Origin of the sequence: Enterococcus sp. AZ196 (assembly GCF_050498845.1) — a bacterium.
Taxonomy (GTDB): Bacteria; Bacillota; Bacilli; order Lactobacillales; family Enterococcaceae; genus Enterococcus_A; species Enterococcus_A murrayae.
In genome coordinates, this window is sequence record NZ_JBIPAM010000001.1 from 2,942,501 (window position 1) to 2,964,039 (window position 21,539).

The window sequence follows — 21,539 nt, forward strand, 5'->3', positions numbered from 1 at the left end:
TTAAGAAAGTAAGATCCCTGAGAGAAGATCAGGTAGATAGGTCAGGAGTGGAAGTGCAGTGATGTACGGAGCGGACTGATACTAATCGATCGAGGACTTAACCAAAAATTGATTTGAGGTTGTTTAAAAGACGTTTCTGATCCAGTTTTGAGTGAACGACGTTTACTCAAAAAAGAAAATAGTGTGGTGGCGATAGCGAGAAGGATACACCTGTTCCCATGTCGAACACAGAAGTTAAGCTTCTTAGCGCCGATTGTAGTGAGGGGTTGCCCCTTGTGAGATTAGGACGTCGCCACGCGAACTTATGGGGGTTTAGCTCAGCTGGGAGAGCATCTGCCTTACAAGCAGAGGGTCAGCGGTTCGAACCCGTTAACCCCCATTTGAGCCGTTAGCTCAGTTGGTAGAGCATCTGACTTTTAATCAGAGGGTCACTGGTTCGAGCCCAGTACGGCTCATAAACATATGCGGGTGTGGCGGAATTGGCAGACGCACTAGATTTAGGATCTAGCGCCTTACGGCGTGGGGGTTCAAGTCCCTTCACCCGCATTTTTATTTTTTTGTAGTTGCCGGCTTAGCTCAGTTGGTAGAGCATCTGATTTGTAATCAGAGGGTCGAGGGTTCAAGTCCTTTAGCCGGCATCATGCGGAAATAGCTCAGTGGTAGAGCACCACCTTGCCAAGGTGGGGGTCGCGGGTTCGAACCCCGTTTTCCGCTTTCCTGAAGACCAGGGAAGAACGCCGGGGTGGCGGAACTGGCAGACGCACAGGACTTAAAATCCTGCGGTGAGTGATCACCGTACCGGTTCGATTCCGGTCCTCGGCATTAACTAAATAACGCACCCGTAGCTCAATTGGATAGAGTACTTGACTACGAATCAAGGGGTTAGAGGTTCGAGTCCTCTCGGGTGCATTTCGGGAAGTAGCTCAGCTTGGTAGAGCACTTGGTTTGGGACCAAGGGGTCGCAGGTTCGAATCCTGTCTTCCCGATAGAAACAAAATTATGGGGCCTTAGCTCAGCTGGGAGAGCGCCTGCTTTGCACGCAGGAGGTCAGCGGTTCGATCCCGCTAGGCTCCATTTTATTAATAACGCGGTGTAGCTCAGCTGGCTAGAGCGTCCGGTTCATACCCGGGAGGTCGGGGGTTCGATCCCCTCCGCCGCGATTTCATTCGAGCCAGGACCTTTAGCTCAGTTGGTTAGAGCAGACGGCTCATAACCGTCCGGTCGTAGGTTCGAGTCCTACAAGGTCCATAGAGACTCTTTTACGGAGGATTACCCAAGTCCGGCTGAAGGGAACGGTCTTGAAAACCGTCAGGCGGGTAAAACCGTGCAAGGGTTCGAATCCCTTATCCTCCTTTTTAATAATATTATCGCGGGATGGAGCAGTCTGGTAGCTCGTCGGGCTCATAACCCGAAGGTCGTAGGTTCAAATCCTGCTCCCGCAATTAAAAACTAAAAATTACGGTTCCGTGGTGTAGGGGTTAACATGCCTGCCTGTCACGCAGGAGATCGCGGGTTCAAATCCCGTCGGGACCGCCACGCGGGTGTAGTTTAGTGGTAAAACCACAGCCTTCCAAGCTGTTGTCGCGAGTTCGATTCTCGTCACCCGCTTTTAGTTTTTTTTAAGAAGGGCCTATAGCTCAGCTGGTTAGAGCGCACGCCTGATAAGCGTGAGGTCGATGGTTCGAGTCCATTTAGGCCCATTAAAATCATGGCCCGTTGGTCAAGCGGTTAAGACACCGCCCTTTCACGGCGGTAACACGGGTTCGAGTCCCGTACGGGTCATTATTTTTATTTGGAGGATTACCCAAGTCCGGCTGAAGGGAACGGTCTTGAAAACCGTCAGGCGGGTAAAACCGTGCAAGGGTTCGAATCCCTTATCCTCCTTTTTAATAATATTATCGCGGGATGGAGCAGTCTGGTAGCTCGTCGGGCTCATAACCCGAAGGTCGTAGGTTCAAATCCTGCTCCCGCAATTAAAAACTAAAAATTACGGTTCCGTGGTGTAGGGGTTAACATGCCTGCCTGTCACGCAGGAGATCGCGGGTTCAAATCCCGTCGGGACCGTTTCTGGCTCGGTAGCTCAGTTGGTAGAGCAATGGATTGAAGCTCCATGTGTCGGCAGTTCGATTCTGTCCCGCGCCATATAAGAGTTGCGGGTGTAGTTTAGTGGTAAAACCACAGCCTTCCAAGCTGTTGTCGCGAGTTCGATTCTCGTCACCCGCTTTTAGTTTTTTAAGAAGGGCCTATAGCTCAGCTGGTTAGAGCGCACGCCTGATAAGCGTGAGGTCGATGGTTCGAGTCCATTTAGGCCCATTAAAAATCTTTTTGGTTTTTGGGGAAGTACTCAAGTGGCTGAAGAGGCGCCCCTGCTAAGGGTGTAGGTCGGGAAACCGGCGCGAGGGTTCAAATCCCTCCTTCTCCGTTTTTATTGTTATGGCCCGTTGGTCAAGCGGTTAAGACACCGCCCTTTCACGGCGGTAACACGGGTTCGAGTCCCGTACGGGTCATTTTGAGACGTTTTCTAACGTCTCTTTTTTTATGCTCTGAAAATAGATTTTTATAAGTTTTAAGATTTATTGGTGACAGGAGCTGTTTTTCTGTTATAATCGAGTCGTTGCAAGTTCCCGATAGGCTCTGGAAAAGCTCAGAGATTCCTTGTAACCGAATAAAAATTAGGGGGAATATATATAATGGAAGAACGTCGTTTATTTACATCTGAATCAGTTTCAGAAGGACATCCGGATAAGGTTGCTGATCAAATCAGTGATGCAATTTTGGATGCGATTTTGGAAAAAGATCCAAAAGCCAGAGTTGCATGTGAGACATCTGTAACGACTGGGCTTGTTTTAGTTTTTGGAGAAATTTCTACTTCGGCGTATGTAGATATCCAAAAGGTTGTGCGTGAAACAATTAAACGCATTGGGTATACAGAATCTAAATTTGGTTTTGATGGAGACAATGTAGCTGTTTTAGTTGCGATCGATGAACAATCACCTGATATTGCACAAGGGGTGGATGATGCTTTAGAAACTCGTGGCAAAGAAGAATTGTTGGATGATATCGGTGCTGGGGATCAAGGTCTTATGTTTGGTTTTGCAGTAAATGAGACACCTGAATTGATGCCTTTACCCATTTCGTTGAGTCATCATTTGGTGAAGCGTTTGGCTGATTTGCGTAAGTCTGGTGAAGTTGCCTACTTTGGGCCAGATGCAAAATCACAAGTAACGGTAGAGTATGATGAAAATGGCAAGCCATTGCGTGTGGATACAGTCGTTATCAGTACTCAACATAACGATGATGCTGACAACGAGACGATTCAAAAAGATGTAATGGAAAAAGTGATCAAGCATGAAATTCCTGCTGAATTATTAGATGAGAAGACAAAATACTTTATCAATCCAACTGGTCGTTTTGTAATCGGTGGACCTCAAGGAGATGCTGGTCTAACTGGACGTAAAATCATTGTTGATACTTACGGTGGTTATTCACGTCACGGCGGCGGTGCTTTTTCTGGTAAGGATGCAACCAAGGTAGACCGTTCAGCTTCTTATGCTGCACGTTATATTGCTAAAAACATCGTAGCTGCCGACCTAGCAGAAAAAGTTGAAGTCCAACTTGCTTATGCGATCGGTGTAGCACAGCCAGTTTCTATTTCAGTGAATACTTTTGGGACAGCTAAGGTCTCTGAAGAAGCTTTGATTGGCGCAATTCGGGAAAACTTTGATTTGCGACCAGCTGGGATTATTGAGATGCTCGATTTATTACGTCCAATTTATAGTGATACAGCTGCCTATGGTCATTTTGGTCGCACAGATGTGGATCTACCATGGGAGCACGTAGATAAAGTTGCTGCGTTGAAAAAAAGTTTGAATTTGGCATAGATCGTACAGACATAAATTATTTATGGAGTTCACGAGGCGGTTTCTATTGGTCATTGATCGATGGGACCGTCTCTTTTTGTCTTTTTAACTAAGCAAAAAAATCAATTAAGAAGAGTGTCGCACCATCAGTATCTTAATAGGGTGTGAATGAGAGGATAAATGGTTATGGAGGGAAAAATGAAAAGAAAAACGAATGTAAAGGTTGTAACTGCAGGGATTTTTATCGCAACGTTTATGTCAGCGATTGAAGGAACCATTGTGACGACAGCTATGCCAACGATCGTGGGTAGTTTGCATGGGATTGAAATAATGAATTGGGTCTTTTCAATTTATTTATTAACAAATGCGATGATTACACCGATTTATGGGAAGCTGGCGGATAAAATTGGAAGAAAACCAATTTTTATCGTCGGTATTTTACTATTCGTATTTGGTTCAGCATTGTGTGGAATGTCTAATGAAATGCTGACGCTGATCATTGCTCGAGGGATTCAAGGAGTTGGTGCTGGTGCGATTATGCCGGTATCATTGACGATTATTGCGGATTTATATGATATTGAGAAGCGGGCAAAAGTTTTAGGTTTAACAAGTGCTGCTTGGGGCGTGGCTAGTGTTTTTGGTCCTCTTGCTGGCGGCTTGATCGTGGATACGATTGGCTGGCATTGGATATTCTTCATCAACGTACCGATTGGTCTTGGCTTGATTGTGTTGTTGCAATACTTCTTTGTGGAAGAGAAAAAAGTACATCAAGCTAAGAAAATGGATATTTTCGGCAGCATGTTCCTTATGTTGACATTGGTGAGTCTTTTGCTGGGTTTCCAGCTTTTAGGCGACAATGGAATTACTGTAACCGTTATTGGTTTATTTGTGATGAGCGTTCTTTCGTTAGGTCTTTTTATCCGTACGGAAAAACGTGCAGAGGATCCAGTAATCAATTTGAATTTATTCAGTAATCGCACCTTTGCAAGTGTAAATATTGTGGCTGCTTTGATAAGCGGCTTTTTAATGGGATTGGATGTTTATATTCCTATGTGGATGCAAGGGGTGTTAGGAAAGCCGGCGGGGCTTGGCGGCTTGGTTTTAGCACCGATGTCGATTGTCTGGATGTATGGTTCTTTTTTATCGGGACAATTATTGCGCAAGTATGCAGCAAAATGGATAATTATGGCTGGTTTAACCATTATTTTAGCTGGTGGAGGAACGTTGTTGGCATTACCGATGCAGAGTCCTTTTTGGGTATTCTTCATCATCATGGGTGTTCTGGGGATTGGTTATGGTCTAGCCGTCACGACTACGACGGTAGAAGCACAGGCCAGCGTGCCCAAAGAAGAAATCGGCGTAGCGACATCATTTAATACGTTGTCCCGTACGATAGGACAGACAGTGATGGTCTCACTGTTTGGTATCATCTTGAACATCGCAAACGGACAGCAATTAGTAAACGCAGGAATTACTGACCTAGATATTATGAATCGATTGATTAATCCCCATACAGCGCTGCAAATTGAAGCGAGCCTGCGAGCAGAGTTACGAGAAGTTCTTTTTTCCAGCTTGCATTGGGTGTATTTCGCAGGACTGTTGCTGATTATTTTTGCACTAGTTTTCAGCTTTATGGTTGGCAAACAATCGAGAAGTGTTAAACTAAACGAAGAATAAAAGAACTGGAGGTTCTAGCTGAATGGCTTTTTTACAGGTGAATGTCTATTCGAACATTTTACAAATGGAAGTAGCAATGAATGTGATCCTGCCTCAAACTACACACAAAAAAATTGGAACTGAGACTGCTGGCATAACCGAAGATGTCCCTGTCTTGTATTTATTGCACGGCATGGGTGGGAATCATAGTGTATGGGAGCGTCGTACCTCGATCGAACGTTACGTGGCCGAATATCAGATGGCGGTAGTCATGCCTTCGACGGACCTGGGATTTTATACTGATACGACCTACGATATGAAATACTGGACATTTGTTTCGGAGGAACTCCCAACGATCGTTCATGAGCTGTTTCCTCAAATTACTTGCAAACGAGAAAAAACTTTTGCAGCAGGTTTATCGATGGGTGGTTATGGTGCGTTAAAATTGGGGTTGGCAAAACCTGAAAATTTTGCGGCAGTAGCGTCATTATCCGGTGCGGTTGTGTTAGCAGATGTAGAAAGCTTATTGCAGGTACGCAATGAGGCGTATTGGCAAGGCATTTTTGGACCGTTGGATCAGATTCAAGGCTCCGTAAATGATCCGCTGTATTTATTGGATAAATTAGTAGCAGCACAAAAAAAGACACCTCGGTTTTTCTTAGCATGCGGAACCGAAGATGAGTTGTATCCTGCTAGTCAGTATATGGCTCACAAAATGAAACAGAAAAACCTCGATGTGACCTTTGAAGAAGGACCAGGCAGACATGATTGGGTGTTTTGGGATACTTGGATCAAACGAGTATTGGAATGGTTTAATGAAGTGTAAACAGCGACTATGATATAAGTAAAAAAGATGGCTTCAATTTCCGAATGGAAAATCTGAAGTCATCTTCTTTTATCTTGTCTGCACTAAAAATGATACGATCGTCTTTTTTCTACACAAAGCAGAATTGGCGGATTATTTTTTTGATTGATGAATTGATAATTCAAGACACTGAAATTTTCTTGTGGCAAGTTTTGGCAAAAATGCAGCACTTCATTTTTTTCGGCTTCGCCGCCTTTATGACCGTAATAAATGACAACGATCATTCGTCCGCCAACGGTCAAGCGCTTCAAAATTGCTGACATCGCTCGTTTGGTAGTTTCTGGCAGCGTGATAATCTGCTTGTCGCTTTTCGGCAGGTACCCAAGATTGAAGATCGCTGCTTGGATGGATTGATCAGCAGGGATGTTTTCTTCAATTGTTTCATGCCCTGCAAGAAAAAGCGTTGAACGCTCGGCATATTCCGCTAGTTTTTCTCGAGTGTTTTGAACAGCTTGCTCTTGGATATCAAAAGCATAGACGTGCCCCGTTGGACCGACTAATCCAGCTAAAAAAAGCGTATCGTTGCCATTTCCCATCGTGGCGTCAATCACGTGATCTCCTTCAGAAACTGTTTCTTTTAGCAACTGATGACTAAAACGCAACGCTGTTAGTAACATGCTTTAAATCCTTTCTTAAGGAATATTTCCCTTGGTAAGAGTCGCGGCGGATCAGTTCTTGATCAATCGCATTCAAGACTTCCCATTTTTTCAGACTCCACATCGGCCCAATCAATGAATCCCACGGTGCATCACCAGTCAAACGATGGATGATGATCTCTGGCGGAATCATTTCCAACTGATCACAAATGACTGTGACGTAATCCTCCTTGCTCATTAGCTGTAAATGTCCATCCGCATAATCTCGCAGCATTTTTGTATTGCGCATTAGGTGCAGCAGATGTAGTTTGATGCCTTGAACATCAGAGTCTAAAATCGTTCGGCGGACATTTTCCCGCATCATATCTAATGATTCACCCGGAAGTCCATTAATCAAATGGGTGCAGACATTGATATTGTGCTTGCGTAAACGGGCAACAGCGTCAACATAGGTTGGGTAGTCATGGGCGCGGTTGATTCTGTCACTCGTAGATTCATAAGTTGTTTGCAAACCTAGCTCGACCCATAAATAGAGCCGTTGATTGAGTTCCGCTAAATAATCTACGACTTCTGGCGGCAAACAATCTGGACGAGTGCCGACAGATAAGCCAACGACACCCGGAAGGTTGACAACTTGTTCAAATCGTTCTCGAATCACTTCGACTGGTGCATGTGTATTGGTGAAATTTTGGAAATAAACGATATATTGATCTACGCTAGGCCATTTTTTGTGCATCATATCGATTTCTTTGTGAAATTGCTGAGGAAGCGGATCACTAGGAGCGACAATCATATCCCCAGACCCAGAAACACTGCAGAAAGTACAACCGCCATGTGCGACCGTACCATCGCGATTTGGGCAATCAAAGCCGCCATCTACAGGTACTTTAAAGATTTTTCCGCCAAACTGCTGGCGTAATGCGTAATTCCATGAATGATACCGTTTGGTTGAATCATCACTATATTGAAAGGTCATTTTTGTCTCCTAATTGCTTTGAGATCATAAGCTAATTTTTTTTGTTTATAATAAGGGTAGGTAAACAGCAGCCAACTGCTGCTAAAGAGTACGCCACCAAGAACATCGCTCGGATAGTGAACCCCTAGATAAATTCGACTGACGACGATACTAAAAATCAATAAACCGACCACAATCTGAGCGATTAAACGCGGTGTTTTTTCCTTAAAGAACAGAGCCATAACAAAAATCAAGGTACCATATAATAGGGTACTGGCTGTTGCATGGCCGCTTGGAAAGCTAAGACTGTGTTCGCTCACCATATGAGGTAAGATCGTTGGGCGTGTCCGATGAAAAAAAAGCTTCAGCGAATGATTGCCGATCCCGCTGATTAGTGCCATACTGATTGCCAGCCATAAAGCTGTGACTTTTTGCTTATTGAAATAAAACAAACCGACAAACACGATTGATAAAATGATAATTGTGATTGGATTGGCAAATTTTGTCACCCACAAAAAATAGCTGTTCATCTGCGGATGAAGTTGATGGATCGCATGGATGATGCCGCGATCGAAGCCGGATAAAGTTTCCGGATAAAAACGGATAATGTAGCACAAGGCCGCAAAAAACAGCAGGGTGAAACTGCCGATTAATTGGTAGATGGGTTTATTTTTCATTGCTTTGTCTGATTCATCCTTTCTAAACAGAAATATTATATCATGTTTCCTTAATAGGACAATTTTTTCTGAGATTTCTTAAGGGGAATTCAATTGAATAATATTTTGGAATCTGCTAAGATGGAACTACTTTGAATATTACTGCCCAGAAGAGGAGTAGTAGGAACGAACGCATTTCAGAGAGCGCGCGGTGCTGTGAGCGTGTATGCGAAAGATTCGAACTTACCTTGGAGCATGATCGTAGGATCCGGTTAAAGACCGTTATTTCTTTTGAGGTCTGTCATTTGGCAGATAAAAATAGGTGGTACCACGTTGATAACGTCCTATGAGAGCTCTTTTTCGAGCTTTCATAGGACTTTTTTTGCGAGTTCTACTTTCACGCTTTGCGTGATTAGTGGAATCGTATGCGTAGCGAGAGTCAAAAAATTGATTTCCCTACACCGAGCTAGCTGCAACTTCCTTTTTTCGATTTATTCAAAGTAACCGCACAAGAAGTAGTTGGAATTTTCATTTATTAGAAATTTTTCTATTATCACGAGTCAGCATTTAGTTTCAATTTAGAATCTTCGGCTATATTATTAACGTAAACAAAATAAGTTCATATATTAGGAGGAGCAATATGAGTTACGAGCACAAAGCGATTGAAAAAAAATGGCAGAAATATTGGGCGAAGCACAATGTGTTTAATACCCAAGATGATCCTGAAAAACCAAAATTTTATGCATTGGATATGTTTCCTTATCCGTCTGGACAAGGGTTGCATGTTGGACACCCAGAAGGATACACTGCGACTGATGTGATTTCACGGATGAAGCGGGCGCAAGGTTACAATGTTCTACATCCAATGGGCTGGGATGCTTTTGGGTTACCTGCGGAGCAGTATGCGCTGGATACAGGGAATGACCCTGCGGAATTTACTAAGAAAAATATCGAGACCTTCAAGCGTCAAATCAATTCTCTGGGATTCAGCTATGATTGGAATCGTGAATTGAATACAACGGATCCTGAGTACTATAAATGGACTCAGTGGATTTTTGAACAAATGTATGAAAAGGGCTTGGCTTATGAAGCGGAAGTTCCTGTTAACTGGGTACCTGAATTAGGTACAGTTATTTCTAATGAAGAAGTGATCGATGGCAAAAGTGAACGGGGCGGCTACGATGTAATCCGCAAGCCGATGCGTCAATGGATGCTGAAAATTACCGCTTATGCAGATCGTTTGCTGGATGATTTAGAAACGGTTGATTGGCCTGAAAGCATCAAAGAAATGCAGCGCAACTGGATCGGTCGTTCGATCGGTGCGAATGTCAGCTTCAAGATCGAGGGCAGTGATGAAACATTTACTGTTTTCACTACACGTCCTGATACCTTATTTGGCGCGACTTATGCAGTCTTGGCACCAGAATTGGAATTGGTACAAAAAATTACTACTTCTGAACAAGAAGCAGCTGTCAATGACTATATTGAAGAAGCCTCGAAAAAATCTGAACTGAATCGTACCGATTTAGCGAAGGAAAAAACTGGGGTCTTCACGGGTGCTTACGCGATCAATCCTGTGAATGGCAAAAAAATGCCGATCTGGATCGGGGATTATGTGTTGGCTTCATATGGAACAGGTGCTATCATGGCCGTTCCTGCACATGATGAACGAGATTATGAGTTTGCGAAAACATTTGGTTTACCGATTATCCCTGTACTTGAAGGCGGTGATGTGGACAAAGAAGCCTTTACTGGTGATGGTTCACATATTAATTCCGAGTTCCTGGATGGACTGAATAAACAAGACGCAATCGATAAGATGGTGGCTTGGCTAGAAGAACATGAATGTGGCAAGAAAGAAATCAGCTATCGATTGCGTGACTGGTTGTTTTCTCGTCAACGCTACTGGGGTGAACCAATTCCTGTCATTCACTGGGAAGATGGGACGACCGGCTTGGTTCCGGAAGACGAATTGCCGTTAGAGCTGCCGAAAACTACGGATATTAAACCAAGCGGTACTGGAGAATCACCATTAGCAAACATTGAAGACTGGGTTAATGTAGTTGATCCAGACACTGGTAAAAAAGGGCGTCGTGAAACCAATACGATGCCGCAATGGGCTGGAAGCTCGTGGTATTACTTGCGTTTCATTGATCCACATAACAAAGAAGCGTTAGCGGATTACGATAAATTGAAACGCTGGATGCCGGTAGATCTTTATATTGGCGGAGCAGAGCATGCCGTGCTGCATTTATTGTATGTTCGTTTCTGGCATAAATTCTTGTATGACATTGGCGTGGTGCCAACTAATGAACCGTTCCAAAAGTTATACAATCAAGGGATGATCTTAGGACAAAGCTTCCGCGATAGCCGAGGCGCTTTAGTGCCGACTAATATGGTAGAAAAACGCGATGGCAAATGGTTCAGCATTGAAACAGGTGAAGAATTGGAAGAAGCACCAGCGAAAATGAGTAAATCATTGAAGAACGTCGTGAATCCTGATGATGTCGTAGAAAAGTATGGTGCGGATACATTAAGAATGTACGAAATGTTCATGGGGCCGTTGGACGCTTCGATCGCTTGGAGCGAAAATGGACTGGAAGGTTCACGTAAATTCCTAGAGCGTGTATGGCGCCTGATCGTTGATGAAGAAGGCAAGATGCGTGATCATATCACGACATTCAATGATGGTTCACTGACGAAGGTCTATAACCAAACTATAAAAAAAGTAACGGAAGATATGGAACATCTGCATTTAAATACTGCCATTTCTCAATTAATGGTCTTCGTAAATGATGCCTATAAAGCAGAAGCATTAACGTATGAATATGTGGAAGGCTTTGTACAATTGCTGGCTCCGATTGCCCCTCATATCGCTGAAGAACTTTGGGCGATTCTAGGGCACGACGAAGGAATCTCTCATGTAGCTTGGCCAACGTATGACGAAGAAGCTTTGATTGAAAATGAAATTGAAGTAATCTTGCAGGTTAACGGAAAAGTTCGTTCAAAAGTAATGGTCGCTGTGGATCTTGCAAAAGACGAGTTGGAAAAACTAGCGATGGCTGATGAACATATTCAAAGAAATATTGAGGGCAAAACGGTTCGCAAAGTAATTGTTGTACCGAATAAATTAGTCAATATTGTAGCCAATTAATTTGTGAGGCCGATTCTAAAAGAAATATATCTGACCACGTTCGGCTGCTTAGCGATGAAGTCTCAAAAATCAGTTGAATAGTCAAAAACTGCACGTGCATCTATTATCCTCGTTGATAACAGATGGGCGTGCAGTTTTTCTGTTGTTTAGTTTTGTAAAAGGTGCCTAAGAGATTCCTACGCAAAAAAAATTAATCATGGCAATTGTGCGTTAGCATTTATTCACTGTATCTAAGATAAAATGCTTCGATTTTTTCTTTAAATTCTTTGGTTGGTAAACTTCCTCGCAGGTCAAAGTTATAGACCTCGCCATTAGTGAACTTAATTTGGTATTTATACACTAGTTTTTCTGATTCTTGTCTATAAGAACCTACATCTTCAAATTCAGACCAAGTCTTTCTTTTTACTTCTTTTGTTTCAAAATTATAATATTGAATTCCTTGCTGATCCATATAGAAAAAGATTCCTTGATGTTTCAATAAAAATGTTAGATCGCTGATCCCTTGAAAGAAAAATAGACTGGAAATCCAGAATATTATTCCTAAAAATAATAAAACGGGTATAGGATTCCAAAGGATAGAGGTTTTTATAATCAAGAGAATACTCGCGGAATTATTGGCTTTGAATAGCTGGAAAAGTACGTAGAAAATGTAACCGATGATGCCGGCAATGCTGATCATACCAGTTAATCCAACCATTAATGTTCTGAGCATTTCTTGGGTAGTTATTTGAAGTTTCAAAAAATCGTCCTCTATTTTCATAGCCAATGTCCTAATCTATTTTTAGTTAACTTACTTGTAAACTTGTTCGTGTGATCATTCTGAATTTAGTATATAGTTAAAATTAGAAAATGACTATCCCCTAGCTAAGCTATCGTAAGGCGCACGATCGTCAACTATGTTAGAAAGAAAAAGAAATGAGGAACTGCTATGAAAAGAATCACCGATTTACTTGGTATCCAGTATCCGATTTTTCAAGGAGCGATGGCCCATATTGCCCGTTATCCATTAGTTAGTGCTGTATCAGAAGCAGGTGGACTAGGAATTATTGCGGCAGGCGGACTGAGTGGAGAAGAATTGCGGGAACAAATTCGTGAGACGCAGAAACGCACGGAAAAACCTTTTGCGGTCAATCTGATGCTCCAGATGGAAACTATTTCGGAGCAGGTCGAAGTATTGATTACAGAGGGAGTCAAGATCGTAACGACTGGTGCCGGAACACCAAGACCTTATATGGAAAGCTTAAAGCAGGCTGGGATCAAAGTTTTTCCGGTCGTTCCTTCGGTGAAGTTGGCTAAGAAAATGGAGGAGCTAGGGGCAGATGGTGTAATTGCAGAAGGAATGGAAGCTGGTGGTCATATTGGAGAGACGACTACAATGGCATTGATTCCTCAGGTCACTCAGGCAGTCACTATACCGGTTATTGCAGCAGGCGGAATCGGTGATGGACGTGGGATGGCTGCGGCGTTTGCACTAGGGGCACGAGGAGTACAGCTGGGAACGGTTTTTTTGACAGCAACGGAATGCCCAATTCACGTTAATTATCAGCAGGCGATTTTGCAGGCTGACGACACCGCGACAACAGTAATTCGGAAAGCCAAAGGCGGAGCGCTGCGCGGGTTGAAGAACCAGTTGACTGAAGAACATACTAACGACGCTTTTTCTCTAGCTGCATTAGAGCGAGCAGCAGATGCGGGTGACATCCAACAGGGAATGATTATGACAGGACAGATTGCAGGGCTGCTTACACAGGTAAAGCCAGCGAAAACATTAATTGAAGAGATCTTTACTGAGGCAGAGCTTATCAGTAAGAGTATAAAAATAGACTAACGGATAATCCCGTTAGTCTTTAATAAATTCTTCTGCTAGATGGTAGTCGCCTTCATAAGGAAGATCTTTCCCATTAACAGTCATGTATTTGTCTGTTCCTTTACCGGCTAAAATGATGGCATCATTCGGACCAGCATTTTGGATAGCTTCTTTGATGGCTTTTTTACGGTCTGCTTCAAACTGAACATGGACATGCGCGTTTTGGATACTTTGTTCGATTTCATTTGCGATTTTTTTAGGATCTTCAAAATTGGGATCGTCGCTGGTCAAAACAGCGCTATCGGCATATTCACCGATTGCCTGACCTAAACCTTCGCGGCGGGATTCTGCCTTATTTCCAGTTGATCCAGTTATAACGAGCAGTTGTCCATCTGGATGCTGCTCTTTCGCGAAGGCCAGCAATGATTTCATACTCAGATAATTGTGAGCATAGTCTACATAGATATGAGCTCCGTTTGGTTTTAGCAGCAGGTTCATTCGGCCAGGAACCAATGCTTCTGCCAATCCCTGACGGCCAGCATTTTGATCAGCACCCACTAAGGCGCCTGCAATCAAGGCGGCAGCTGCGTTTTCTTTATTAAAGTCACCAGCTAGTAAGAGTTGGTAGCTCCCATTTAAATGGTATTGATCCGTTGAACTTGACAAGGAAAAAGCCAATGGATGTTCCAAAGGTTTTACATAATAATCCGCTGCTTCATTTCCGTACGTGATGACGGGAATGTTTTTTATTTCCGCTAATTCTTGTAATAGCTCGAAGTGATCGATTTCGTGCTGCAGAATGACTTGGCGGGAATTTGCGACTAATTGACGTTTACAATAGAAGTAATCTTCAAAAGTCGGGTGTTCGATTGGCCCTATATGATCAGGGGAAATATTTAGGAAAAGCCCTACGTCAAAGGTCAAGCCATAGACTCGCGCTACTTTATAAGCTTGCGAAGATACTTCCATGACCAGATGTGTCATGCCATTGGCTGCAGCTTCCGCCATCATTCGATACAAGTCCAGTGATTCTGGCGTCGTAAGTTTTGATTTGAAAAAGGTTACGCCATCCAGTGTTGTATTTAAGGTAGATAAAAGTGCGGTCTTTTTATTTGTCGCGATATCTAAAATTTGTTTCGTGAAATAAGCGACAGTAGTTTTGCCTTTAGTACCAGTAATTCCGATCAGTTTTAATTTTTCCTGCGGATAATCGTAAAAGGCCATGCTCAGAACAGCCAGCGCTTGGCGAATGTCTGTTACAATGATCGCTAATTCTGCCGGCACCTCATAGGGCTGTTCGGCGATGTAGCTCGTTAGACCATCTGCTAAAGCTTGTTCTAAAAAGCGTTGTTGAAAATTATTTCCTTTACAGAAAAAAAGTGTGTCGCTATCGACTTCACGTGAGTCGTAAGAAATTTTTTGATAGCTTTTGTCAAAGGGCGCACTCAACGTCCAACGCGTTGGTGTGATGAACTCCCGTAAGAGATTTTCTTTTTCAAGAATTTGTTGGATTTGGGTAAGTGTCAGCATGTAGAGACCTCCAATATATAGTCTAGGCTATTATAGCATAGCTCAGTAGGAGAAAAAGTAAAGAGTGATTGTCAGAAGTGTGATTTAGCTTTACTATAAGGGTAACGATTTTTTTAGGAGGAGACCATGAAAGAGACACGACCAAGTGATCTGAGCTACCAGGAAAAGATGATTCAAGGTTCGGCCTGGATGTCAATCGGAAGTATTTTTTCGCGGCTGCTGGGTGCCATCTACATTATTCCTTGGTATGCCTGGATGGGTGAAAATGCCCGTGCTGCTAATGGACTATTTAATATGGGTTATACCTTTTATGCCTTGTTCATGATGATCTCTACGGCGGGATTGCCAGGAGCAATCGCCAAGCAGGTGGCCCGCTATAATTCGATGGGAGAATATCGAACGAGTCGTCGATTGTTTATCAAAGCTCTGCAGGTAACAGCGATTTTAGGGATTATTTTTGGCGGTGTGATGTTTTTTACGGCACCTTTACTGGCTAGCTTATCTGGTGGCGGCCGTGCATTGATTCCAGTGATCCAGGCCTTGAGTATTGCAGTCGTTGCTTTTCCATGTATGAGTGTCTTAAGAGGATATTTTCAAGGGCAGCAAGATATGCGGCCTTCAGCGATTTCACAATTGGTGGAACAAGCGCTTCGTGTTTTGTATATGCTTTTAAGTGTCTTCATCATTATGAAGGTCATGAAGGGCGATTACTTGAGTGCGGTGATCCAGTCAACGTTCGCTGCTTCGGTGGGGATGATTGGTTCCTATGCTGTTCTGCTTTTTTATTGGTTCAAAGAGCGCAAACGCGATGACCTGCAGGTAGAGCATAGCTTAGACAAAGTGACGATCGATACGAAGAAATTATTGATCGAAACCATACGGCAGGCCATCCCGTTCATTTTACTAGGCAGCGGGATCACCTTTTATAAGTTGATTGATCAAGTGACCTTTATTCATACAATGGCTGCTAATACGAACTATAGTCATGAGCAATTAGTTGCGCTATATGCACTTTTCAGTGCAAACCCAGATAAACTGACAATGGTCGTAGTCGCATTAGGCACTTCTTTAGCATTAACGAGCTTGCCGATGCTGACGGAGCTTTTTACTCAAAGACGCAGACCTGAGCTAGCGAAGTTGGTGAATACAAATATTCAACTGTTTGCTTATATTATGCTGCCGGCAGTTTTTGGCATGATGCTATTGGCCTATCCTTTGAATACAGTCTTTTATTCAGCCGATCTTCTTGGAAGTCGTGTCTTGGTTGTCGCCTGCTGGACTGGTTTGGTATCGGCCTTGTTCATGATGCTGTCCACGACGCTGCAAGGAATCTCCCACAGTCGGATTGCTGTGAGGTATTGGTTCGCTGGCCTGCTGTTAAAAATAGTGATCCAAAGACCATTGATCCAATTGCTGGAGGTATATGGTCCTCTGGTCGCTACGTTTATTGGATTGAGTTTAACCTGTGGTTTGTGTTTGTGGAAACTGCGAAGAGTGGTTCATGCGAACTATCAGCTGGCCTTTCGCCGCTGTGTGCTGATTTTGATCTTAACGATTTTGATGCTGATCGTCGCTATTGTAGTTCGGCAGCTAAGCTATCTCGTATTTGATCCGGCATCCCGTTTTCCAGCATTGATTGTTTGTCTATTGACTGCAGGTGCTGGTGGTCTGGTTTATTTCTATTTGGGTTTGAAAATTCGTTTGATTGATAAATTAGTGGGCTCTCAGGCAAAAAAATGGCGTCGTCGTCTAAGAATCAAATAAGAAATACTTCTGCTTTTTTAACAAGCAGGAGTATTTTTTTTATTATAAATCAATAGTTCAATTCAAATTCAATAAGAAATATTTGCAAAATAATTCAAAAAGAACAAGTTTATTTTCTTGTTTTTCTTTACAAAAAGATTGCAATGTTTCTAAAGATAATTTTTGTAATACAAGAATAAAACAGTTACATTCGACGGAACAGGCTTCAACACTGGGTTTTGTCAGATAAAGATAAAAGTGATATATTTCAAAATGACACACTGCGAGGCGTTTTGTTACATAGTTTTATGTTATTGTAATGAACTGTTACATTAATATTACCCATGAAACACAAAAGGATGGTAAAGTAGCACTCGTAGTCAAGAAGACAGAAGAAAAAAGACATAAGAAAAATCGGAGGAAGTTACATAATGAAATTAGGGAAAACATTTCTTTTTAGTACAGTATTAGCAGCAGGTGCAGGTTTAGCGATGGGAGCTACAGATGCGCACGCTTCAGAAACTTATACTGTAGAAGCAGGAGATACTTTATCAAAAATCTCTCACAAGTTTGCTGGTAATGACAGCTTAGTAGATGCAATTGCAAAAGCAAACAAAATTTCTAACGTGAACATGATTTTTGCAGGTCAAGAATTAACGATTGACAGCGAAGGTAAAGCAGCTCCAGCAGCTAAACAAGAAGAAGCGGCTCCAGCACAAGCGGCTGAACCAGTTCAAGAAACTGCGGCAGCACAAGAAGCTACACCAGCGGCTCCAGTACAAGAAGCAACGCCAGTGCAAGAAGCAACACCCGTACAACAAACAGAAGCAGCTCCAGCAGCATCTGCAGCGACAACTTCATCAGCAAAAGAATGGATCGCTCAACGTGAATCAGGCGGCTCTTACGCAGCTACTAACGGTCAGTACATCGGACGTTATCAATTATCTGCTTCATACTTAAACGGTGACTATTCTGAAGCAAACCAAGAACGTGTTGCTGATCAATATGTAACTTCTCGTTACGGCTCATGGGAAGGCGCGCAAGCTTTCTGGCAAGCAAACGGTTGGTACTAAGATTAAGATCACTCAAAGCCCAAGTCGCAATGACTTGGGCTTTTTTTTAATTTGTAAAAAATGATGTCGGGCTTCACGAACGGACTTTTTTGCGTAAGCTTTGCCCATCGTTCCTGCAAAAGACTACCACAATCCCGGTATGGCTTTAACAGCTATTTTTTGACTGGTAAATGGATGAATCAGATGCAGTTCATAGGAATGCAGCATTAAACGCCCGCTAGGCTGCTTGCTATATAAAGGATCACCGACCAATGGATGCCCGATACTAGCTAAATGGACGCGGATTTGATGGGTTCTTCCTGTATCTAGCTGGCAGAAAATAGCTGTTTGATTGGTTAATTGTTTTGCCACGGCTACATGAGTGATTGCTGTTTTTCCGCCTTTAGGATCAATCCGCCGCTTCCGCCGATCATGGCGGTCTCGTCCAATCTTTTTGTTGATGGTCAGCTCTTTCTTGAGTGAGCCATGAACGATGGCTTGATAGCGGCGATAGATACTTTTTTGTTCCAGCAGGCGACCTAAAATCGGTAGCACGAATGGGTTTTTAGCAAATAAAATCGCGCCGCTCGTTTCTTTATCCAGCCGGTGGACGACGTGTGGCTGAAAGTCCGGCGCTAAATAGGCGGCTAAATGGTTCAGCAAAGTATCCTGTTCATCGGGTTGGTTTGGATGGGTCTTCATACCGTAAGGTTTATTAACAATGATTAAGTGCTCGTCTTCATAAAGAACCTTGATTTGGTTCTTATCCCCCAAATGTATGCTTCGCTCGGGATAATCGCTCGCTTCAACAGTGAGGGTGATAATATCGCCAGGATGAACCAATGATTGAAAATGGCAGGTTTCTCCGTTGATCAAGATGCCTTTGCGTGTTCGAATGAAGTGGCGAACTTTTCGTGGTACCAGCCATTCTTGTTCTAACAGCTCTTTGACCGACATTTCAATCGAGTGATCAGGCATAGTCATGGTAAATTTCATTAAATTACTCCTTTTCCAATTAATAGGGGGCCGCTTCAAATGAATAATCAGCTAACTTAGATACTGCACGGATGCGGTAATCTGTAATAAAAGTATAAATTTTCAAATAAAGGGTCTAGTGAATTCTCAAACACATTTGCTTTTTTCGCTAAGGTAATAAAAATACGAAAGGAATTAGCGAGTTTGAAGGTAAGAGGATAGTGCTGGTTCTTTTATTTTATTAAGTAAAATAAGGGATCGTCCGGCCTATTGTATCACTTTTAACGGATATTTAAGAAAAAAATCAGCTTTTCCTTGCGAGTGCATGCTAGAATACTCTCAAGTGTGTATCAGTCTCAGGTCCCAAGCCTTAAATAGGCAATTTGTGATACACTGTGTCTGAATTTTGAATAGAATGGAGATCAAAAAATGGATTTTCAGGAATTTTGGCGCAAGTTTAAAAATGGTGCGAAAGTTTTTTGGCAGAAGTTCCGCAGTGGGACAAAAACTTTTTGGCAATGGATCAAGCCATACTTGATTCGTTTTCATCATTGGCGCAAACGTATTTGGAAAAAATACCATATTAATAAAATCTTGCTTTTATTAACCCTCGTGGTTGTTTTAGTAATGAGTGTCTATCTCTTTTTCTTGGCAAAATCGGTCAATGTAGAGACATTGCAATCCAGCTTGAAGCAATCGACCGTTATTTATGATAAGAAGAATGAACAGGCAGGGTCTCTTTATGGTCAAAAAGGAACCTATGTTGAAAGTGATCAGATATCCCCTTATTTAAAGGATGCGGTGGTTTCCACAGAGGATCGAAACTTTTACAGTCATCATGGATTTGATATCAAAGGGATCGCGCGGGCCGCTCTAGGTCTGGTGACTTCCGGCCATATTACCGGCGGGGGAAGTACCTTGACTCAGCAGTTAGCAAAGAATGCTTACTTAAGCTTGGACCAAACATTCGAGCGAAAAGCCAAAGAAATCTTCATGGCGATTGAAATTGAAAAGAAATATGATAAAGACCAAATTTTAACGATGTACTTAAACAACTCCTACTTTGGTAACGGTGTTTGGGGTGTTCAGGATGCGGCCAGAAAGTATTTCGGTGTAGATGCGAATCAATTGACGGTTGGAGAGGCTGCGACGATCGTTGGAATGCTGAAGGGCCCAAGTATTTATAATCCAATCGACAATTTAGAAAATGCTGTAAACCGAAGAAATACTGTACTTTCAGTGATGGTAGAAAATGGCAAGCTGTCCAAAGAGCAAGAGGACCAGGAAAAAGCTGTTGATCTTGGTGCGGAACTGAACGATACGTATTCTTCGGCGGATGCAGGTTATCGTTATCCTTCCTATTTTGATGCTGTGATCGATGAAGCAGTAGAGCGTTATGGAATGTCTGAGAAGGACTTATTGAACAAGGGGTATAAAATCTATACTTCATTGGATCAGGATTATCAAAAGCAAATGGAAGCTGTTTATGATAACAATGCAAACTTCCCTGCAAATGCAGCGGATGGTGCGATGCCGCAGTCCGCTTCAGTTGCGATGGATCCTAAAACAGGCGGTGTTCAGGCTCTAGTTGGTCGACGAGGAGAGCATATCTTCCGCAGCTATAATTTTGCGACACAAATGCAGCGTTCACCTGGCTCGACGATGAAGCCGCTGAGTGTTTATTCATCCGCACTAGAAGCCGGTTATAAGCCGGACAGTGTATTAAAGGATGAGCCGCAATCTTATTACAAAGCGAAAAACTATGATGGCACGTATCAAGGCGAAGTACCGATGTATCAAGCGGTTGCCCAAAGCTTGAACCTGCCGGCAGTCTGGTTGCTGCATGAGATCGGCTTGAATAAGGGCTATAACAAGTCTGAAGAGTTCGGTATCCCATTGAGCAAGTCAGATAAATATTACGGCTTAGCACTAGGCGGATTAGAAAAAGGAACTTCTCCAATGCAAATGGCCGCGGCTTATGGCGCCTTTGCGAATGAAGGAAAAGTTTACCAGCCACACTTGATTACAAAAGTCATTGATTCAACGGGTGCTGTAATTGAAGATAACAGCTCGCCAAAATATGAGCAGGTGATTTCAAAGGAAGTTGCCAACGAAATGACTAGCATGCTCTTAGGAACCTTTTCAAACGGAACAGCTACTCAAGCAGCTCCTGCTGGTTTTACTGTTGCTGGTAAAACAGGAACGACTGAAACCAACTTTGATGCGAATAAGGTCAACGACCAGTGGATCGTAGGGTATACACCGAATGTCGTGATCTCTACATGGTTAGGTTTTGAAAAAGTCAGTGAGACTCATTATTTGAGCGGAACCAGTGGATCAGAGGTCGGTCAGGTCTTCAGAGCGGAAGCTGAATCGATCTTGCCATATGCCGGCCAATACTCATTTGATGTGGCAGATGCTTATGCGACAGGCGGAAAAGTGGTAGCGGCTGACGAGGTGAACCAAGGTGCTCAAAATGGGGATTCAAGTAAATGGCGGGAGGACCTGAAAGATATTGGCGGAAAGGCCAGCGAAGGTGCAGCAAACTTCTTCGAAAAAGCCAAAGAAGGTGCCAATAAGCTGAAGGAAAAAGGCCAGGAATTGTGGCGGCAGTATCAACCAGGAAATTAGGGTGTGAACCCGTTTCCATTCATGTTACAATAGAACAGTAACTTTTATAGAAAATGAGG

The 21,539-nt window shown here is 43.0% G+C and carries 14 protein-coding genes, 25 tRNA genes, 2 rRNA genes, 1 riboswitch and 1 other annotated feature (1 of these 43 cut by a window edge); of the genes, 35 read left to right on the plus strand and 6 right to left on the minus strand.

From position 1 onward, the window contains the following. From IGI67_RS14185 to IGI67_RS14330, 30 genes are all read left to right on the plus strand, one after another. Window positions 1-105, plus strand: a 23S ribosomal RNA gene (locus tag IGI67_RS14185) (it extends 2,808 nt beyond the left edge of the window). Between the two features lie 77 nt (window positions 106-182). Next, window positions 183-298, plus strand: a 5S ribosomal RNA gene (rrf, locus tag IGI67_RS14190). Window positions 299-306: 8 nt separating this feature from the next. Next, window positions 307-379: transfer RNA gene (locus IGI67_RS14195), tRNA-Val, on the plus strand. A 3-nt stretch (window positions 380-382) separates the two neighbouring features. Beyond that, window positions 383-455 (plus strand) — tRNA-Lys (locus IGI67_RS14200). A 9-nt stretch (window positions 456-464) separates the two neighbouring features. After that, window positions 465-546 (plus strand) — tRNA-Leu (locus tag IGI67_RS14205). 19 nt (window positions 547-565) lie between these two features. Then, a tRNA-Thr gene (locus IGI67_RS14210) sits at window positions 566-638 on the plus strand. A gap of 4 nt (window positions 639-642) precedes the next feature. Beyond that, window positions 643-714, plus strand: a tRNA-Gly gene (locus IGI67_RS14215). Window positions 715-736: 22 nt separating this feature from the next. After that, window positions 737-822 (plus strand) — tRNA-Leu (locus tag IGI67_RS14220). A gap of 13 nt (window positions 823-835) precedes the next feature. After that, window positions 836-909: transfer RNA gene (locus IGI67_RS14225), tRNA-Arg, on the plus strand. Window positions 910-912: 3 nt separating this feature from the next. Next, window positions 913-986: transfer RNA gene (locus IGI67_RS14230), tRNA-Pro, on the plus strand. A gap of 15 nt (window positions 987-1,001) precedes the next feature. Further along, window positions 1,002-1,074: transfer RNA gene (locus tag IGI67_RS14235), tRNA-Ala, on the plus strand. A 12-nt stretch (window positions 1,075-1,086) separates the two neighbouring features. Next, window positions 1,087-1,160: transfer RNA gene (locus IGI67_RS14240), tRNA-Met, on the plus strand. A 14-nt stretch (window positions 1,161-1,174) separates the two neighbouring features. Further along, window positions 1,175-1,248 (plus strand) — tRNA-Ile (locus tag IGI67_RS14245). A gap of 15 nt (window positions 1,249-1,263) precedes the next feature. Next, window positions 1,264-1,353: transfer RNA gene (locus IGI67_RS14250), tRNA-Ser, on the plus strand. Window positions 1,354-1,368: 15 nt separating this feature from the next. Continuing rightward, window positions 1,369-1,442: transfer RNA gene (locus IGI67_RS14255), tRNA-Met, on the plus strand. 18 nt (window positions 1,443-1,460) lie between these two features. After that, a tRNA-Asp gene (locus tag IGI67_RS14260) sits at window positions 1,461-1,536 on the plus strand. 1 nt (window position 1,537) lies between these two features. Continuing rightward, a tRNA-Gly gene (locus IGI67_RS14265) sits at window positions 1,538-1,608 on the plus strand. 18 nt (window positions 1,609-1,626) lie between these two features. After that, window positions 1,627-1,700, plus strand: a tRNA-Ile gene (locus IGI67_RS14270). Window positions 1,701-1,710: 10 nt separating this feature from the next. Continuing rightward, a tRNA-Glu gene (locus IGI67_RS14275) sits at window positions 1,711-1,782 on the plus strand. A gap of 12 nt (window positions 1,783-1,794) precedes the next feature. Then, window positions 1,795-1,884: transfer RNA gene (locus tag IGI67_RS14280), tRNA-Ser, on the plus strand. A 15-nt stretch (window positions 1,885-1,899) separates the two neighbouring features. Further along, window positions 1,900-1,973: transfer RNA gene (locus IGI67_RS14285), tRNA-Met, on the plus strand. 18 nt (window positions 1,974-1,991) lie between these two features. After that, window positions 1,992-2,064 (plus strand) — tRNA-Asp (locus IGI67_RS14290). A gap of 5 nt (window positions 2,065-2,069) precedes the next feature. Then, window positions 2,070-2,142, plus strand: a tRNA-Phe gene (locus IGI67_RS14295). A 10-nt stretch (window positions 2,143-2,152) separates the two neighbouring features. After that, window positions 2,153-2,223: transfer RNA gene (locus IGI67_RS14300), tRNA-Gly, on the plus strand. 16 nt (window positions 2,224-2,239) lie between these two features. Continuing rightward, a tRNA-Ile gene (locus IGI67_RS14305) sits at window positions 2,240-2,313 on the plus strand. Between the two features lie 21 nt (window positions 2,314-2,334). Next, a tRNA-Ser gene (locus IGI67_RS14310) sits at window positions 2,335-2,422 on the plus strand. Window positions 2,423-2,435: 13 nt separating this feature from the next. Further along, window positions 2,436-2,507 (plus strand) — tRNA-Glu (locus IGI67_RS14315). A gap of 102 nt (window positions 2,508-2,609) precedes the next feature. Then, a riboswitch (SMK box riboswitch) is annotated at window positions 2,610-2,693 on the plus strand. Continuing rightward, window positions 2,691-3,881, plus strand: a complete 1,191-nt coding sequence (gene metK, locus IGI67_RS14320; protein ID WP_429958114.1) for a methionine adenosyltransferase — start codon at window positions 2,691-2,693, stop codon at window positions 3,879-3,881. Its footprint overlaps the riboswitch before it by 3 nt. A 177-nt stretch (window positions 3,882-4,058) precedes the next feature. After that, window positions 4,059-5,537 carry an MDR family MFS transporter gene (locus IGI67_RS14325; protein ID WP_207109123.1) on the plus strand — a complete coding sequence of 493 codons (1,479 nt, stop codon included), beginning with the start codon at window positions 4,059-4,061 and terminating at the stop codon, window positions 5,535-5,537. Between the two features lie 22 nt (window positions 5,538-5,559). After that, entirely contained in the window at window positions 5,560-6,342 is a 783-nt protein-coding gene (locus IGI67_RS14330) for an alpha/beta hydrolase (protein ID WP_207109122.1), read from the plus strand. A gap of 83 nt (window positions 6,343-6,425) precedes the next feature. Here IGI67_RS14330 and IGI67_RS14335 read toward each other — a convergent pair whose 3' ends face one another. Genes IGI67_RS14335 through IGI67_RS14345 form a run of 3 tightly spaced genes read right to left on the minus strand, consistent with a single transcriptional unit; the run spans window position 6,426 to window position 8,609 of the window. Next, window positions 6,426-6,998, minus strand: a complete 573-nt coding sequence (locus IGI67_RS14335) for a class I SAM-dependent methyltransferase (RefSeq protein ID WP_429958115.1) — start codon at window positions 6,996-6,998, stop codon at window positions 6,426-6,428. Next, window positions 6,973-7,953, minus strand: coding sequence for a TIGR01212 family radical SAM protein (locus tag IGI67_RS14340; RefSeq protein WP_207109120.1), 981 nt, complete (start codon window positions 7,951-7,953; stop codon window positions 6,973-6,975). The genes IGI67_RS14335 and IGI67_RS14340 overlap by 26 nt, the downstream gene beginning before the upstream one ends. After that, a complete protein-coding gene (locus tag IGI67_RS14345) occupies window positions 7,950-8,609 on the minus strand; it encodes a phosphatase PAP2 family protein (protein ID WP_429958116.1) in 660 nt (219 codons plus the stop codon). Before IGI67_RS14345 ends, IGI67_RS14340 begins: the two co-directional genes overlap by 4 nt. 137 nt (window positions 8,610-8,746) lie before the next feature. Next, window positions 8,747-8,938 (plus strand) — a binding site (T-box leader). Window positions 8,939-9,228: 290 nt separating this feature from the next. Between IGI67_RS14345 and leuS the strand changes: the two genes are divergently transcribed. Then, entirely contained in the window at window positions 9,229-11,742 is a 2,514-nt protein-coding gene (leuS, locus tag IGI67_RS14350) for a leucine--tRNA ligase (RefSeq protein WP_429958117.1), read from the plus strand. A 217-nt stretch (window positions 11,743-11,959) separates the two neighbouring features. Here the strand turns inward: leuS and IGI67_RS14355 are convergent, their stop codons facing one another. Continuing rightward, window positions 11,960-12,481, minus strand: coding sequence for a hypothetical protein (locus IGI67_RS14355; protein WP_429958118.1), 522 nt, complete (start codon window positions 12,479-12,481; stop codon window positions 11,960-11,962). A 189-nt stretch (window positions 12,482-12,670) separates the two neighbouring features. Between IGI67_RS14355 and IGI67_RS14360 the strand changes: the two genes are divergently transcribed. After that, window positions 12,671-13,570 (plus strand): nitronate monooxygenase, encoded by a 900-nt coding sequence (locus IGI67_RS14360; RefSeq protein ID WP_429958119.1) that lies wholly within the window; start codon window positions 12,671-12,673, stop codon window positions 13,568-13,570. Between the two features lie 12 nt (window positions 13,571-13,582). On the opposite strand, the gene IGI67_RS14365 is transcribed toward IGI67_RS14360, so the two are convergent. Beyond that, window positions 13,583-15,079: a UDP-N-acetylmuramoyl-L-alanyl-D-glutamate--L-lysine ligase gene (locus IGI67_RS14365; RefSeq protein ID WP_429958120.1), complete on the minus strand. Its 1,497-nt coding sequence runs from the start codon at window positions 15,077-15,079 to the stop codon at window positions 13,583-13,585. A gap of 126 nt (window positions 15,080-15,205) precedes the next feature. On the opposite strand from IGI67_RS14365, the gene IGI67_RS14370 reads away from it, so the two are divergent. Both IGI67_RS14370 and IGI67_RS14375 read left to right on the plus strand, forming a co-directional pair. Beyond that, a complete protein-coding gene (locus IGI67_RS14370) occupies window positions 15,206-16,843 on the plus strand; it encodes a putative polysaccharide biosynthesis protein (protein ID WP_429958121.1) in 1,638 nt (545 codons plus the stop codon). Window positions 16,844-17,253: 410 nt separating this feature from the next. Then, window positions 17,254-17,895, plus strand: coding sequence for a LysM peptidoglycan-binding domain-containing protein (locus IGI67_RS14375; RefSeq protein ID WP_429958122.1), 642 nt, complete (start codon window positions 17,254-17,256; stop codon window positions 17,893-17,895). A gap of 123 nt (window positions 17,896-18,018) precedes the next feature. Here the strand turns inward: IGI67_RS14375 and IGI67_RS14380 are convergent, their stop codons facing one another. Beyond that, the gene (locus IGI67_RS14380) at window positions 18,019-18,870 is read right to left on the minus strand and encodes an RluA family pseudouridine synthase (RefSeq protein WP_429958123.1); all 852 of its coding nucleotides are present in this window, start codon (window positions 18,868-18,870) and stop codon (window positions 18,019-18,021) included. Between the two features lie 408 nt (window positions 18,871-19,278). On the opposite strand from IGI67_RS14380, the gene IGI67_RS14385 reads away from it, so the two are divergent. After that, window positions 19,279-21,480 (plus strand): PBP1A family penicillin-binding protein, encoded by a 2,202-nt coding sequence (locus IGI67_RS14385; RefSeq protein WP_429958124.1) that lies wholly within the window; start codon window positions 19,279-19,281, stop codon window positions 21,478-21,480. Window positions 21,481-21,539 lie beyond the last annotated feature (59 nt).

What these genes read in the sequence shown, in the direction of transcription:
- IGI67_RS14365 (WP_429958120.1), bottom strand. Translation starts at nt 15,079, where the DNA reads ATGCTGACACTTACCCAAATCCAACAAATTCTTGAAAAAGAAAATCTC.
- IGI67_RS14385 (WP_429958124.1), top strand. Translation starts at nt 19,279, where the DNA reads ATGGATTTTCAGGAATTTTGGCGCAAGTTTAAAAATGGTGCGAAAGTT.
- IGI67_RS14375 (WP_429958122.1), top strand. Translation starts at nt 17,254, where the DNA reads ATGAAATTAGGGAAAACATTTCTTTTTAGTACAGTATTAGCAGCAGGT.
- IGI67_RS14340 (WP_207109120.1), bottom strand. Translation starts at nt 7,953, where the DNA reads ATGACCTTTCAATATAGTGATGATTCAACCAAACGGTATCATTCATGG.
- IGI67_RS14345 (WP_429958116.1), bottom strand. Translation starts at nt 8,609, where the DNA reads ATGAAAAATAAACCCATCTACCAATTAATCGGCAGTTTCACCCTGCTG.
- IGI67_RS14360 (WP_429958119.1), top strand. Translation starts at nt 12,671, where the DNA reads ATGAAAAGAATCACCGATTTACTTGGTATCCAGTATCCGATTTTTCAA.
- IGI67_RS14325 (WP_207109123.1), top strand. Translation starts at nt 4,059, where the DNA reads ATGAAAAGAAAAACGAATGTAAAGGTTGTAACTGCAGGGATTTTTATC.
- IGI67_RS14335 (WP_429958115.1), bottom strand. Translation starts at nt 6,998, where the DNA reads ATGTTACTAACAGCGTTGCGTTTTAGTCATCAGTTGCTAAAAGAAACA.
- IGI67_RS14380 (WP_429958123.1), bottom strand. Translation starts at nt 18,870, where the DNA reads ATGAAATTTACCATGACTATGCCTGATCACTCGATTGAAATGTCGGTC.
- IGI67_RS14330 (WP_207109122.1), top strand. Translation starts at nt 5,560, where the DNA reads ATGGCTTTTTTACAGGTGAATGTCTATTCGAACATTTTACAAATGGAA.
- metK (WP_429958114.1), top strand. Translation starts at nt 2,691, where the DNA reads ATGGAAGAACGTCGTTTATTTACATCTGAATCAGTTTCAGAAGGACAT.
- leuS (WP_429958117.1), top strand. Translation starts at nt 9,229, where the DNA reads ATGAGTTACGAGCACAAAGCGATTGAAAAAAAATGGCAGAAATATTGG.
- IGI67_RS14370 (WP_429958121.1), top strand. Translation starts at nt 15,206, where the DNA reads ATGAAAGAGACACGACCAAGTGATCTGAGCTACCAGGAAAAGATGATT.